Annotated in this window: 12 protein-coding genes; 7 read left to right on the top strand and 5 right to left on the bottom strand. The window is 73.2% G+C overall.

Annotated elements, in window-relative coordinates; genetic code table 11:
• Positions 1-347: 347 nt before the first annotated feature.
• The 3 genes from AB0D59_RS35960 to AB0D59_RS35950 all read left to right on the top strand — a co-directional run bounded on the left by AB0D59_RS35960 (position 348) and on the right by AB0D59_RS35950 (position 2,446).
• On the top strand, positions 348-1,022 hold the full coding sequence (locus tag AB0D59_RS35960; RefSeq protein WP_362574687.1) for a SigE family RNA polymerase sigma factor: 675 nt from the start codon (positions 348-350) through the stop codon (positions 1,020-1,022).
• A 180-nt stretch (positions 1,023-1,202) separates the two neighbouring features.
• A complete protein-coding gene (locus AB0D59_RS35955) occupies positions 1,203-1,355 on the top strand; it encodes a hypothetical protein (RefSeq protein WP_362574685.1) in 153 nt (50 codons plus the stop codon).
• Positions 1,352-2,446 (top strand): hypothetical protein, encoded by a 1,095-nt coding sequence (locus AB0D59_RS35950; RefSeq protein WP_362574683.1) that lies wholly within the window; start codon positions 1,352-1,354, stop codon positions 2,444-2,446. The genes AB0D59_RS35955 and AB0D59_RS35950 overlap by 4 nt, the downstream gene beginning before the upstream one ends.
• A 33-nt stretch (positions 2,447-2,479) precedes the next feature.
• Here AB0D59_RS35950 and AB0D59_RS35945 read toward each other — a convergent pair whose 3' ends face one another.
• On the bottom strand, positions 2,480-3,274 hold the full coding sequence (locus tag AB0D59_RS35945; RefSeq protein ID WP_362574681.1) for an SURF1 family protein: 795 nt from the start codon (positions 3,272-3,274) through the stop codon (positions 2,480-2,482).
• Positions 3,275-3,409: 135 nt separating this feature from the next.
• On the opposite strand from AB0D59_RS35945, the gene AB0D59_RS35940 reads away from it, so the two are divergent.
• Positions 3,410-5,230: a prolyl oligopeptidase family serine peptidase gene (locus tag AB0D59_RS35940; RefSeq protein ID WP_362574679.1), complete on the top strand. Its 1,821-nt coding sequence runs from the start codon at positions 3,410-3,412 to the stop codon at positions 5,228-5,230.
• A 54-nt stretch (positions 5,231-5,284) separates the two neighbouring features.
• Here the strand turns inward: AB0D59_RS35940 and AB0D59_RS35935 are convergent, their stop codons facing one another.
• On the bottom strand, positions 5,285-7,165 hold the full coding sequence (locus tag AB0D59_RS35935) for an NAD-binding protein (RefSeq protein ID WP_362574677.1): 1,881 nt from the start codon (positions 7,163-7,165) through the stop codon (positions 5,285-5,287).
• A 171-nt stretch (positions 7,166-7,336) separates the two neighbouring features.
• On the opposite strand from AB0D59_RS35935, the gene AB0D59_RS35930 reads away from it, so the two are divergent.
• Together AB0D59_RS35930 and AB0D59_RS35925 are read left to right on the top strand one after the other, a co-directional pair.
• Positions 7,337-8,377 carry a permease gene (locus tag AB0D59_RS35930; RefSeq protein WP_362574675.1) on the top strand — a complete coding sequence of 347 codons (1,041 nt, stop codon included), beginning with the start codon at positions 7,337-7,339 and terminating at the stop codon, positions 8,375-8,377.
• On the top strand, positions 8,374-9,117 hold the full coding sequence (locus AB0D59_RS35925) for a TIGR03943 family protein (protein WP_362574673.1): 744 nt from the start codon (positions 8,374-8,376) through the stop codon (positions 9,115-9,117). The genes AB0D59_RS35930 and AB0D59_RS35925 overlap by 4 nt, the downstream gene beginning before the upstream one ends.
• Before the next feature lie 3 nt (positions 9,118-9,120).
• On the opposite strand, the gene AB0D59_RS35920 is transcribed toward AB0D59_RS35925, so the two are convergent.
• Complete coding sequence (locus AB0D59_RS35920) at positions 9,121-10,020, bottom strand: alpha/beta hydrolase (RefSeq protein WP_362574671.1); 900 nt, start codon at positions 10,018-10,020, stop codon at positions 9,121-9,123.
• 103 nt (positions 10,021-10,123) lie between these two features.
• Between AB0D59_RS35920 and AB0D59_RS35915 the strand changes: the two genes are divergently transcribed.
• The gene (locus AB0D59_RS35915; protein WP_362574669.1) at positions 10,124-11,071 is read left to right on the top strand and encodes a helix-turn-helix transcriptional regulator; all 948 of its coding nucleotides are present in this window, start codon (positions 10,124-10,126) and stop codon (positions 11,069-11,071) included.
• A 135-nt stretch (positions 11,072-11,206) separates the two neighbouring features.
• Here the strand turns inward: AB0D59_RS35915 and AB0D59_RS35910 are convergent, their stop codons facing one another.
• Together AB0D59_RS35910 and AB0D59_RS35905 are read right to left on the bottom strand one after the other, a co-directional pair.
• Positions 11,207-12,448, bottom strand: a complete 1,242-nt coding sequence (locus tag AB0D59_RS35910) for a cation:proton antiporter (protein WP_362574667.1) — start codon at positions 12,446-12,448, stop codon at positions 11,207-11,209.
• 7 nt (positions 12,449-12,455) lie between these two features.
• A complete protein-coding gene (locus AB0D59_RS35905; protein WP_362574665.1) occupies positions 12,456-12,941 on the bottom strand; it encodes a TrkA C-terminal domain-containing protein in 486 nt (161 codons plus the stop codon).
• Positions 12,942-13,122: the final 181 nt, after the last annotated feature.

The raw sequence follows: 13,122 nt of genomic DNA, 5'->3' as shown, positions 1-13,122 counted from the left end.
CCTCCCCGTCCTCCGCAACCACGCGGACGGCGGGGAGCGTCTTTGCGGTCGCCCTCTTACTGGGCGCTTACGCGGCCGGCCTTCGGGCCGTGAGGACGCATGATCCTGGCGTGGGGACGCCGTGATCAGGGCGTGGGGACGCCCGTTCAAATGGGACACAAGGGAAGAGCGGGACGCATGACGGCATGTGAGGCACCGTCGGGTGTACTGCCGGACGCGCGGAGAACGGTCTCGACCGCGCGGGCCGGCCGCCCTGGCATGCCCGGCGCGATCCCGCCCGGCGCGCCTGACGCGAAAGTGATGCCCGGCACGTACAACCCCGAGGGGGGTAGACGTGTCCAACTGGCGTGGCAGAGGTACTCGAACTCAGTGCGCCCCTCGGCGCGACGGCCTTGCGGCCGCCCCGCGCGGGCCTGCGCCCCCGCATGCCCGGCGCGGCCGGCGGCATGCCGGTGATCGCGCCCATGCCCGCAGCGCGGCCCACCCGCATACCCAGCCAGCGCGACGGCGCCGAGGAGACGGCGGCGGCCGGTACCACCGTCGACCACCTCACCGAGACCTACCGGGCGCACTACCGTTCGCTCCTCGGCCTGGCCGCGCTCCTCCTCGACGACACCGCCTCCTGCGAGGACGTTGTCCAGGAGGCGTTCATCCGCGTTCACTCCGCCCGCAAACGCGTCCGCGACCCGGAGAAGACCCTGGCCTATCTCCGCCAGACGGTCGTCAACCTCTCCCGCTCCGCGCTGCGCCGCCGCATCCTCGGCCTCAAGCTCCTCTCCAAGCCGATGCCCGACATGGCGAGCGCCGAGGAGGGCGCCTACGACCTGCTGGAGCGGCGCGACCTGATCAAGGCGATGAAGGGCCTGCAGCGCCGCCAGCGCGAGGTCCTCGTGCTGCGCTACTTCGCCGACATGACCGAGTCCCAGGTCGCCGAGACGCTCGGCATCTCGCTGGGCTCGGTGAAGGCGTACGGCTCGCGCGGCATCGCGGCGCTGCGGGTGGCGATGGAGTCGGCGGCATGACCGACAGCCCCGAGGGAGGCGACTCACATGATCGCCACGAGCCCTACGCTTGGCACGAGCCGACACGGGACGGTGCACCGCGGGACGGTGCGCCGCGCGGCGCCGGTCACGAGCCGCACGGTTCTCATGGCCCGGGGGAGCCGCAGGGCTCTCGCGGCGCGGGGGAGCCGGTGCGGGATCATGAACCTTTCGGCCGGCGAGAGCCGGTGCGGGATCATGAACCTGCCGGTCGGCGAGAGCCGGTGCGGGATCATGAACCTGCCGGTCGGCGAGAGCCGGCGCGGGACCACGAGCAAGAGCACACGCAATCGCACGCTGGGAACGGAACTGTGAACCACCGCCCCGACGAAGAGGGCCCCGAGGAGCTCGGGCAGGGCTTTGACGGGCTCGGCCCCGGCCATGACGGGCTCGGCGGCGACGAACTGGCCCTGCGCCGGATGCTGCACTCCGCGGTCGACGATCTCGCACCGCGCGACGGCGCCCTCGACCACCTGCGCCGCGCGGTGCCGGCCCGCCGGGCCCGCAAGCGCCAGGCCGCCGTCGGCATGGCGGCCGCCGCCCTGTTCATCGGCACCGCGATCCCCGCCCTCGTGCATGTCTCCAACTCCGGCGGCACCGACCCCAACACCTCCATGGCCGGCCAGGCCTCCCAGGCCCAGGGCGGCGCCACCGGCGGCAAGAACCCGGACGGCGGCTCCAGCACCGCGGGCGGCACCAGCGGCCAGGCCGCCAGCCAGCGTCCGGGCGGCACCAAGGGCAGCGGCAAGGACGAGAGCACCGGCGCCGTCGGCGGCACCAAGGTCGTCCCCTCGGCCAGCGCCGGCACCACGGCCCCGGTCTGCACCTCGGACCAGCTCGCCACTCCGACCGCCGCCGTCGACGCCCCCGACTCGACGGGCGTCGTCTACGGCACCTTCCGCGTCGTGAACGTCTCGAAGACGAGCTGTACCGTCGGCGGCCCCGGCAGCGTGGGCGTGCTCCCGCAGGGCGCGGCCGACGCCACCAAGCTCAGCGCGGTCCGGCACGCCTCGGGCGACGCGGCGGCCGGGCTCCCCGACCCGTCCACCGAGCTGACCGGCCTGGTCCTGGACCCGGGCGCGGCCTATGACGAGAAGTTCGGCTTCGTCCCCCTGGAGACCTGCCCGACCAGCGGCTCCGGCACCGGCGGCTCCACCGACACCGGCGGCACCGGCGGCAGCACGGCCTCCCCGAGCCCCTCCGAGGACCCCGGCAGCACCACCACCGGTACGAGCACGTCCGGGTCCGACGGCACCACCACCCAGCTGCTCACCGAGGACGGCACGGTCGACGGCAGCGTCGCGGTCTCGTACACCCCGCAGGCCGGGTCCCCGACCGGCTCCGCGACGGTGCCGAACGCGTGCGCCGGGACGGTGTACTGGACCGGGGTCCTGCCGGCGGTGTGACCGGCGCCGCGGGGGCGGCGCCGTCCGCGTCCGTCAGACGGCGGTCGGCTGCTGGGCCCGGGGCTCCTCGTCCGGAACCAGGCCGAGCGCCGCGTCCCGGGCGAACTCCACCTCGCGGCGCAGCAGCCGGAACCACATGAACACCACGAACCCCGCGAACACGAACCACTCGCCGGTGTAGCCGAGGTTCTGGAACGCCTTCAGGTCGAGCCCCGAGTTGTCCGGCGCGGTCGCCGGTACGGCAGTCATCCCCGAGTCGGCCTTCTCCAGCGTGATCCACGCGTCGTACACCCGGTAAGGCACCAGGTTCACCAGCGAGGCCGCGCTGATCGCCGCCGTCTGCCCCGACGGCAGCCCGCCCTGGGCGCTGACGCCGTTGTCCCCCGGTGTCTCGGAGGCCTGGAGCGCGCCGGTGACGGTGACCTCGCCGGCCGGCGGTGCGGGCGCCTTGGCCGCGTCGGCCCGGCCGGGCAGCCAGCCGCGGACCACGGGCAGGGCCTGGCCGGAGTCGGTGCGCAGCAGGGTCAGGACGTAGAAGCCGTTCTTGCCGTCGAGCTGCCGGTCGGGCACCAGCAGCTGCTTGGCGTACCGGCCGCTGACAGTGGCCCGCTTGCCGGAGGTCGACTGGTCGACGGGGAGCAGCTCGGCCAGTGGCCGGGCCGCTTCCGTCCGGGCGGCCTCGACCTGCTTGTCGGCGCTGCGGTGCGCCTCGACCCGCGACTCGAAGCGGCTCAGCTGCCAGGACCCCATGAAGACGCAGAACGGGATGGCGAGCAGCACGAAGACGTTGATGCCCCACCAACGGGGTGTCAGCAGAAAGCGGTACACGCCGTCCACGGTACGGGGCGCTTTGCGGCGGGTTGGGAGTGGGGTCGGCCCCGCGAGGGCGGCCGCTCGCAAAGTTATCCACAGGCTGAGGACGCCCGCCAGCGCATTGTGGGCGGGGGCGGGCACTATGGGGCCATGACTGCGGCCATGAGTGAGAGCGACATGCCGGACTGGGAGAAGCGCTTCCGCGCCCCTCGGGTCTCCCTTCCGGACTGGGCGGAGGACGCCCCCGACCGTTCCCTGTTCGTGTCGAACGCGACGGGGACGTATGAGCTGTACGCCTGGGACCGTGCGAGCGGGGAGCAGCGCCAGGCGACGAACCGGCCGAACGGCACGACGGACGGGCTGCTCTCCCCGGACGGCGCGTGGCTCTGGTGGTTCGACGACAAGGACGGCGACGAGTTCGGCGTCTGGCGCCGCCAGCCCTTCGGCGGCGGCGCGGACGAGGAGGCCACGCCGGGCCTGGAGCCGTCGTACCCCTCGGGCCTGGCCCTGGGCCGGGACGGCCGTACGGCGGTCGTCGGCCGCTCCACGGACGACGAGGGTACGACGATCTACCTGGTCGAGGAGGGGAAGGCGCCGCTGGAGATCTACCGCCACGCCGAGTCGGCGGGCGTCGGCGACTTCTCCCACGACGGCTCGCTGATCGCGATCGAGCACACCGAGCACGGCGACGCGATGCACTCGGCGCTGCGCGTGATCCGCCCGGACGCCACGCCGGTCGCCGAGCTGGACGACACCAGGGGCGGCACGGAGGAACTGGGCCTGGAGGTGCTGGGCTTCGCCCCGGTCGACGGCGACCCGCGACTGCTCATCGGCCACCAGCGGCGCGGCCGCTGGGAACCGCTGGTCTGGGACGTCGTGACCGGCGAGCAGACGGACCTGACCCTCGACCTGCCGGGCGACGTGAGCGCGGAGTGGTATCCGGACGGCAGCGCGCTGCTGATCGCCCACAGCAACAAGGCCCGCAGCGAACTGTTCCGCTACGACCTGGCGACGCACGAGCTGACCCCGATCCCGACCCCGGCGGGCTCGGTCTCCGGCGCCACGGCCCGCCCCGACGGAACCGTCGAGTACCTCTGGTCCTCCGCCGCCGAGCCGCCGGTGGTCCGCTCGACGACGGGCGAGGTGGTCCTGGACCCGCCGGGCATGAAGTGCCCCCCGTCCGTGCCGGTCTCGGACGCGTGGGTGGAGGGCCCCGGCGGCCGAATCCACGCGCTGATCCAGAAGCCGGCGGGAGCGCAGGGCCCGTTGCCGACCGTCTTCGACCTGCACGGCGGCCCGACCTGGCACGACAGCGACAGCTTCGCGGCGGGCCCGGCGGCCTGGGTGGACCACGGCTACGCGGTGGTCCGCATCAACTACCGCGGCTCCACAGGCTACGGCCGCGCCTGGACGGACGCGCTGAAGCACCGGGTGGGCCTGATCGAGCTGGAGGACGTGGCGGCGGTTCGGGACTGGGCGATCGAGTCCGGCCTGGCCGACCCCGACCGCCTGATCCTGACCGGCGGCTCCTGGGGCGGCTACCTGACCCTGCTCGGCCTGGGCACCCAGCCCGATTCCTGGGCGGTGGGCATCGCGGTCGTCCCGGTCGCCGACTACGTCACGGCGTACCACGACGAGATGGAGTCACTGAAGGCGATGGACCGCACGCTGCTGGGCGGCACGCCGGAGGAGGTCCCGGACCGCTTCGCCGCCAGTTCGCCCCTGACCTACGTGGACGACGTCAAGGCGCCGGTCTACATCTCGGCCGGTGTCAACGACCCCCGCTGCCCCATCGGCCAGATCGACAACTACGTCACCCGCCTGGCAGCCCGCTCGGCCCCCCACGAGGTCTACCGCTACGACGCGGGCCACGGCTCCCTGGTGGTCGACGAACGGATCAAGCAACTGAGACTGGAGATGGAGTTCGCGGAAACCCACCTCACGCCTGCGGCGACAGTGCCGACGGACTGAGCGGGACTTCAGCACCCGGCCGGGGACAACCGCCGTCCCACCCACCCCCACCTCTCAACCGAGCGAGTCTGGTGGGTGGGTGGGCGGTACCCGGCGTCCGGACAACTCCGCCAGCCCTCTGCGAGTGACCGCGACCACCACCCGGTCCCCACTCTGCAGCAGATAGTCCCCGGCAACCTCCGGCCGCCCCTCGAGCGCCAGCACCCGCCACGCCCCCGCCCGGAACGCCCCCGCCACCGTCCGCCCCTCCAACTGCGGATGCCCGCTCACATCCACCGCCGCCACCAGCAACACCTTCCGCTCCACCGGAATCGCCCCGAGAATCTGCCGCCCCAGCATCGCCCCCGCGAAGGACGGCGCCGCCAGATAGGACACACTCCGGCTCCGGGTGACCGCACGCGGATGCGCGGCCCGCAGCGTCCGGTACACGGCCGTCGCGAAGTCGTCGTCGTACAGCCGCAGCACGGCCTTCAGGTCCGGCCGTACCGCCCGCGCATACAGCACGGCCTCCAGATTCGTCGTATCCGCGCTGGTCACCGCGAGCAGCGCCTGCGCCCGATGGATCTTGGCGGCCTCCAGGACCCCCTCCTGGGTGACATCCCCGAGCACCACCGGCACCCGCAGCCGCCGGGCCACCGCCAACCCGCGCGCGTCCGGATCGGACTCGACGCACACCACGGGAACATGCAGTTCACGCAGCCGCGTCAGCACCCGCGTCCCGATCTTCCCCAGCCCGAGCAGCACCACATGCCCGCTCAGCCCCCGCGGCGGTTTCCGCAGAGCCGAAGCCGTCCGGAAGGTGCCGAGCGCCTCGAGCACCGCCGCCAGCAACACCGGCAGCAACAGCAACCCCATCAACCCGGACAGCAGTTGAAGGATCTGCCGCCCCAGCGACTGCCCGATCGCGGGATCGTCGATGGCGAACAGATCGAGGAGCGTGTAGTAGAAGGCCCGTACCGGATGAATACCCGTCACCACCGACAGCGCGACCGCGAGCGCGACCACACACCCCACGACCCCGGCCAGCGACCACCGCAGCCGCCGCGAGAACAGCGAGACGAGCAGCGGTACGACCCCGAGCCCGACCCCGACCCGGCGCCGGTCCTGCGCCGCCGCCGCGGACGAGGACACCTGCTCCAGCACCATCACGCCACGCTCACCCGCGGCCCGTACCTCCGCGTCGTCGGGCAGCAGCCGCGGCCCCTGCTCCCCGGCGACCTCGGCCGTTTCGGGACCGTTGTTGTTCGTCGAGAACAGCGCCAGCGTGCACAGCCCCTGGTCGGCGTCCGGCCCGGCGAGGGCCCCCGGCGGCAGGTCCACGGCCCGCAGTACCAGCCCGTCCGTCTGGATGACCTTCCCGGTCCCGGCGAGCGCGGTGGCGGCGAGAGCGGGCGCGGCGGTGTCGGCGTCGGAGAGTACGGTCGTGGACGTGTCGCCCGCACCGCCGTCCGTGTCGCCGACCGCCAACACGGCAGCCTGGTCGAGGAGTTCCTCGATGTGCTGGCCCAACCGCCGGTTGTACAGCCGCAGCACGAGCCGCAGCCGGGGGTTCAGTCGGCGGGCGGTGAGGGCGGCCCGGATGTTGGTCTCGTCGTCGTCGTACACGAGCGCGAGCGCGGCGGCCCGCTCGACGCCCGCCTCGGCGAGCACGGCCTCGGTTGCCTCGACGGCCTCCAGCACCCGCTCCCCGCGCGGGCCTTCACCGGCGACCGGGCCGGTACCGCCGTTGCCGTTGCCGTTCCCGTTGGCCCGTCCGACGGCGGCGCTGACCACCCGGTCGAGCAGCGCGGCCGAGGCGGCCCGGGCCCGTCCGACGACCGGCGGCCTGGCGATCCGCACGTTCGGCGGTACGACAAGGGTGACCTGCTCGCCGTAGACCATGCGCAACTCGGCCGCCAGCCGGTGCGCGAGCCCGTCGTCGCCACAGACCACCATGGGCGCCGGGGCGCCACCACCTTGATACGGAACGCTCGCCACAAGGGAAAAGACTGCCTCAACGGGACGCATGGTTCCAGCAACGAGGTGAACAGCCGCCCCGGGCTGCCCGTAGGGAAGGGCAGGGAGCATAATCCCGGATCTGACCGAAGTGCCGGAGGTATCCCACCCGTGGCCATCACCGAAGAAGCCGCCCCGCCCGGCCACGCGTCCGAGGACGGGCCCCCCGGCGACGGCAGCCGCACCCCGCCCGGCCAGGAGGGCTGGCATCTCAGCTCCCCCCTGGCCCTGACCCTGCTCCTCCTCCTGGTCGTGGTGTTCCAGGGCCCGGTGCGCGGCGCCCTGTCGAAGCCGGTGATGCAGAGCTGGATGACGGTGTTCGTGGCCGTGGTCGTCCAGGCGCTCCCGTTCCTCGTCCTCGGCGTGCTGCTCTCGGCGGCGATCGCCGTCTTCGTGCCCCCGTCCTTCTTCGCCCGCGCCCTGCCCGGCCGCCCCGCGCTGGCCGTCCCGGTCGCGGGGCTGGCCGGTGCCGTACTGCCGGGCTGCGAGTGCGCGTCCGTCCCGGTGGCCGGCGCCCTGGTCCGCAGAGGCGTCACCCCGGCCGCGGCCATCGCCTTCCTGCTCTCCGCCCCCGCGATCAACCCGATCGTGCTGACGGCGACGGCGGTGGCGTTCCCGCGCAACCCCGAGATGGTGCTGGCGCGGTTCGCCGGCAGCCTGCTGGTGGCGTGCGGGATGGGCTGGCTGTGGCAGCGCCTCGGCCGTACCGACTGGCTGCGCCTGCCGGCGCACGCGCACCACGAGGGCGAGACCAGGGCGGAGGCGTTCTGGGACTCGGTCCGCCACGACACCGTGCACGCGGGCGGCTTCCTGGTCCTCGGCGCGATGGCGGCGGCGACCCTGAAGGCGGTGGCCCCGGCGGAGTGGCTGCGTACGGCCGCCGCCAACCCGGTGATCGCGATCCTCGCCCTGTCGATCCTCGCGGTACTCCTCTCCATCTGCTCGGAGGCGGACGCCTTCGTGGCGGCGTCCCTCACCCAGTTCTCGCTCACCGCGAAGCTGGCGTTCCTGATCGTGGGCCCGATGATCGACCTCAAACTCTTCGCGATGCAGGCGGGCACCTTCGGCCGCGGCTTCGCCCTGCGTTTCGCCCCGGCCACCTTCGCCGCGGCGATCGCCGGCGCGGTCCTGACCGGGGCGGTGCTGCTGTGAACCGGCAGGCCCAGGCGGCGATGATGTTCCTGGTGGGGGCGGCCCTGCTGCACGCGGGCGCCACCGACCTCTATCTGCGCTATGTGAAGGCGGGCCTGCGCCCGCTGCTGCTGGCGGCGGGCGCGGTCCTGATCGTCTCGGCCCTGGCGACGGCGTGGTACGAGTGGCGCCGCAGCCGCCGTCGTACCGCTTCCACCGCTTCCACCGCTTCCACCGCTACGGAGCACAGCCACCCCGAACCCCGGATCTCCTGGCTCCTGGTCCTCCCCCTCCTGGCCCTGATCCTCATCGCGCCGCCCGCGCTCGGCTCCTACAGCGCCATGCGCGCGGGTACGGCACTGCAACAGCCGTACGGATACACGAAGTTGCCGACCGGGGACCCGATCCCGCTCGCCCTGGTCGACTACGCGGGCCGGGCGGTGTACGACCACGGCCGCTCGCTCGACGGCCACAGCGTCCGCATCTCCGGCTTCGTGGCCGTGGACAGCGCCGGCACCCCCTACCTGGTCCGCATGGCGCTCAACTGCTGCGCGGCGGACGCCCAGCCGGTGAAGGTGGCCCTGACCGGCAGGATCCCCCCGGTCCTCCAGCCGGACGCCTGGCTCCAGGTGACGGGCACCTACACCGCCCGGCGGACCCGCGACCCGGTGAACGGCGGCCCGATCCCGTTCCTCCAGGTCACCGAGGCCAAGCCGATCCCGACGCCGGCCGACCCGTACGACGAGACCTGGAACAACTGAGGGTCACCGGAAGAAGCCGGCCAGCTTCTCGACCGCCGGGGCGACGTACGCGTCCCGGTCGTAGAGGTCGACGTGGGTCGCGCCGTCGATCCAGAACAGCTCCTTGGGGCCGGAGACCTTCTGGAAGGCTTCCACGCTCATCCAGGAGGTCACCGCCTCCCGTCCGACGATCATGAGCAGCGGGCGCGGGCCGAGCAGGTCGAGGGAGCGGAAGGCGTCGAAGGACGCGATGCGGTCGACGCTGTTCCAGGTCAGGGTCTCGGCCGAGCGGGGGTGGTGGGCGCGGGGCGTGCGGTAGTACTCCCACCCCGCGTGCACGTGCTCCCCGCCGGCCAGCGCCTCTTCCTCGGTGGCGGGGAAGATCGGGAAGCTCCCCACCCCCTCGCCCCGGGCCTCGGCGGTGCGCGCCGCGGCCGCCGCCGCCAGCATGCCCTGGAGGACGGCGGGATCCTGGTCCCCGTCGGCGCCGTTGCGGAACTGGCGGGCGATGTCGATGGCGCTGACGGTGGCGACGGCCCTGATCCGCCGGTCGGTCGCGGCGGCGGCGAGGGCGTACCCGCCGGAGGCGCAGATGCCGAGCGCCGAGACGCGGTCGGGGTCGGCCTCCTCCCGGGTGGTGAGGAAGGAGACGGCGGCCTTGAGGTCCTCGACCCGCTGTGCGGGATCCTCCAGACCCCGTGGCTCGCCCCCGCTCTCGCCCTGGTGGGCGGCGTCGAAGGCCAGGGTGACGAAGCCGTGCTCGGCGAGCCGCCGCGCGTACAGCCCGGCGGCCTGCTCCTTCACCCCCGTGCCGGGGTGCCCGACGACGACGGCGGGACGCGGTCCGGCGGCGGCCTCGTCGGGAAGGTACAGATGGCCGGCGATCTTCAGTCCGGCGCTGGGGAAGGTGATGTCAGTCCTCATGCCCCCCACATTCGTCCCGCACGAACGGCCGCTACCAGGGAGGACTCTGCCTATGCACTCCAGTACCAGGCACGGGGCGACCGACCGGGCGGACACTGAACCCATGACCAGCAGCCCCGGTGCCGCCGCCTCCGACAACGAACTGGGCGAGTTCCTGCGCGCCCGCCGCGCCGCCCTCACCCCGCAGCGGGCGGGCCTCCCGGACGACGGCCGGCTGCGCCGCGTACCGGGGCTGCGCCGCGAGGAACTCGCCCAGCTGGCGCACGTGAGCATCGACTACGTGGTCCGTCTGGAGCAGGGCCGCACCCGCAGGGTCTCCCGCCCGGTCCTGGACGCCCTGGCCGACGCCCTCCAACTCGCCCCGGACGAACGGGACCACCTCTTCACCCTCGCCGAGACGGCACCCACGCGTCCGGCCCGCCGGCCGGGCCCGCCGGAGGTCGCCCCGCACCTGCGCCACCTCCTGTCCACCATGTCCGACGTCCCGGCGATGGTCCTCGACCGCCGTATGGACGTACTGGCCTGGAACGGTGCGGCCACCGCCCTGCTGACCGACTTCGCGGCGGTGCCCCTGCCCGAACGCAACCTGATCCGTCTGACCTTCCTGGACGAGACCTTCCGGGCCCTGTACGCGGACTGGCCGCGCGCGGCCCGCGACTGCGTGGCGGTCCTCCGCATGGAGGCGGGCCGGACCCCGCAGGACCCGGTGCTGACCGCTCTGATCGCCGAACTGACCACCCAGGACCGGGACTTCCGCACCTGGTGGGCCACCCACCAGGTGCGCGGCCCCCGCCGGCTGGCGAAGACCTACCGCCACCCCGTGGCGGGCCCGCTCACCCTCGACGTCCACCAGTTCTCGGTGGACACCCACCCCGACCAGCAGCTGATCGCCTACACCGCGGAACCCGGCTCCGCGTCGCACGAGGCACTGCGCTTCCTGCTCCAGTGGTCGACGACGCAGCCGTCCCAGCCGACGCAGCCGACGCAGCCGTCCCAGCCGTCCCAGTCGACGCACTCGTCCCAGCCGACCCGGGAGAGCCGGAACGGCTGACGGCGGTCCTGCGGTCCGGCGGTCCTGCGGTCCGGCGGTCCTGCGGTCCGGCGGTCCTGCGGTCCGGCGGTCCTGCGGTCCGGCGGTCCGGCGGTCCGGTGGTCCCGGCGGTCCTGTGGTCCGCGCCCGTCCCGTTCAGGCCCGGCCGACCGTGTCCTGCTCCTCCGCGCCGGCCGGCACGGGGACCGCGTCCTCGGCCGGAAGGGGCTCCGCCGTCCCGGACCCGCGGGTGAGGCGGCGGGCCAGGGGTTCGGTGTAGCGGGCGGTGAGGGGGCCGAGGATGACGAGGATCAGGACGTAGGCCGTGGCCAGCGGGCCCAGGGAGGGTTCGATGCCGGCGGTGACGGCGAGGCCCGCGATGACGATGGAGAACTCGCCTCGGGCGACCAGTGTGCCGCCGGCCCGCCAGCGGCCCTTGGCGGAGATCCCGGCGCGCTTCGCGGCCCAGTAGCCGGTGGCGATCTTCGTCAGTGCGGTGACCACGGCCAGGGCGAGCGCGGGCAGCAGTACCGGAGGAATGCTCGCCGGGTCGGTGTGCAGGCCGAAGAAGACGAAGAAGACGGCGGCGAACAGGTCGCGCAGGGGAGCCAGCAGGTGGTGGGCGCCCTCCGCGACCTCGCCGGAGAGCGCTATGCCCACCAGGAACGCGCCGACGGCGGCGGACACCTGGAGCTGCTGCGCGATCCCTGCGACCAGCAGCGTCAGACCCAGCACCACAAGGAGCAGCTTCTCCGAGTCGTCGCTGGAGACGAACCGGGAGATGTGCCTGCCGTAACGCACCGCCACCACCAGCACCAGCCCCGCCACCCCGAGGGCGATCGCGAGCGTGAGGCTGCCCGCGGCCAGGCCGGCACCGGCGAGCAGCGCGGTGACGATCGGCAGGTAGACGGCCATGGACAGGTCTTCGAGGACCAGGATGCTCAGGATCACCGGGGTCTCCCGGTTGCCGAGCCGCCCCAGGTCGCCGAGGACCTTGGCGATGACGCCGGACGACGAGATCCAGGTGACGCCGGCCAGCACCACGGCCGCCACCGGGCCCCAGCCCAGCAGCAGGGCCATGGCGGCGCCGGGCAGCGCGTTGAGCGCGGCGTCGACCAGGCCCGCCGGGTACTGGGTCTTGAGGTTGGAGACGAGATCGCTGGCCGTGTACTCCAGGCCGAGCATGAGCAGCAGCAGGACGACGCCGATCTCGGCGCCGATCGCGACGAACTCCTCGCTGGTGCCGAGCGGATAGATCCCGCCGTTGCCGAAGGCGAGCCCGGCCAGCAGATAGAGGGGTATGGGCGAGAACCGGAAACGTCCGGCGAGCCGGCCGAGCAGGCCCAGGCCGAGGATGATCGCCCCGAACTCGATCAGGAAGACGGCGGAGTCGTGCACGGTGGCCTCACTCCCGCCCGAGTATGGAGGCGGCCGCGTCGACGCCCTCCTGGGTGCCGATCACGATGAGCGTGTCCCCGCCGGCGAGCCGGAAGCCGGGGGTGGGGGAGGGGACCGCCTCGGCGCGGCGCAGCACGGCCACGATGGACACCCCCGTCTCGGTACGCATCCGGGTCTCGCCGAGGAGCCGGCCGTTCCAGTACGACGTCGCGCCCAGCTCGATCCGCTCGGCCACCAGCCCCAGATCGGTCGTGGAGAGCAGGTTCGGGCTGTGGTGCGTCGGCATCAGCGCGTCGATGAGCGCGTCCGTCTCACCCGAGGACAGCCGCACCGACAGGGCACAGGCGTCGGGGTCGTCCTGGTGGTAGGCGCTCAGGATCCGCGAACCGTCCCGGTGCGCGACCACGGACAGCCTGCGCTGCTCGCGCGTGGTGAGGTCGTAACGGACCCCGATTCCCGGCAACGGCGTCCTGCTCAGGCGTGGAGCACCCAAGGCTGTCTCCCCTGTCTCGTCGATCTCGTTCCGCTGTCCCTTTGCGATTCCTTTAACCAACACCCTAACGGCCGACCGGATGACACCGACGAACGGTTCGGAAAGGGGCGGGACGGGGCGGGGCGGGGAAGGGGACGAGCGGTTCGGGCAGGGGCGGGGGCGATTGGTTCGGGCAGGGGGG

The sequence above is a fragment of the Streptomyces sp. NPDC048417 genome (genome assembly GCF_040651615.1).
GTDB lineage: Bacteria > Actinomycetota > Actinomycetes > Streptomycetales > Streptomycetaceae > Streptomyces.
The sequence above is the reverse complement of the archived record's forward strand: the minus strand, read 5'-3'. Positions and strand labels throughout refer to the sequence as shown.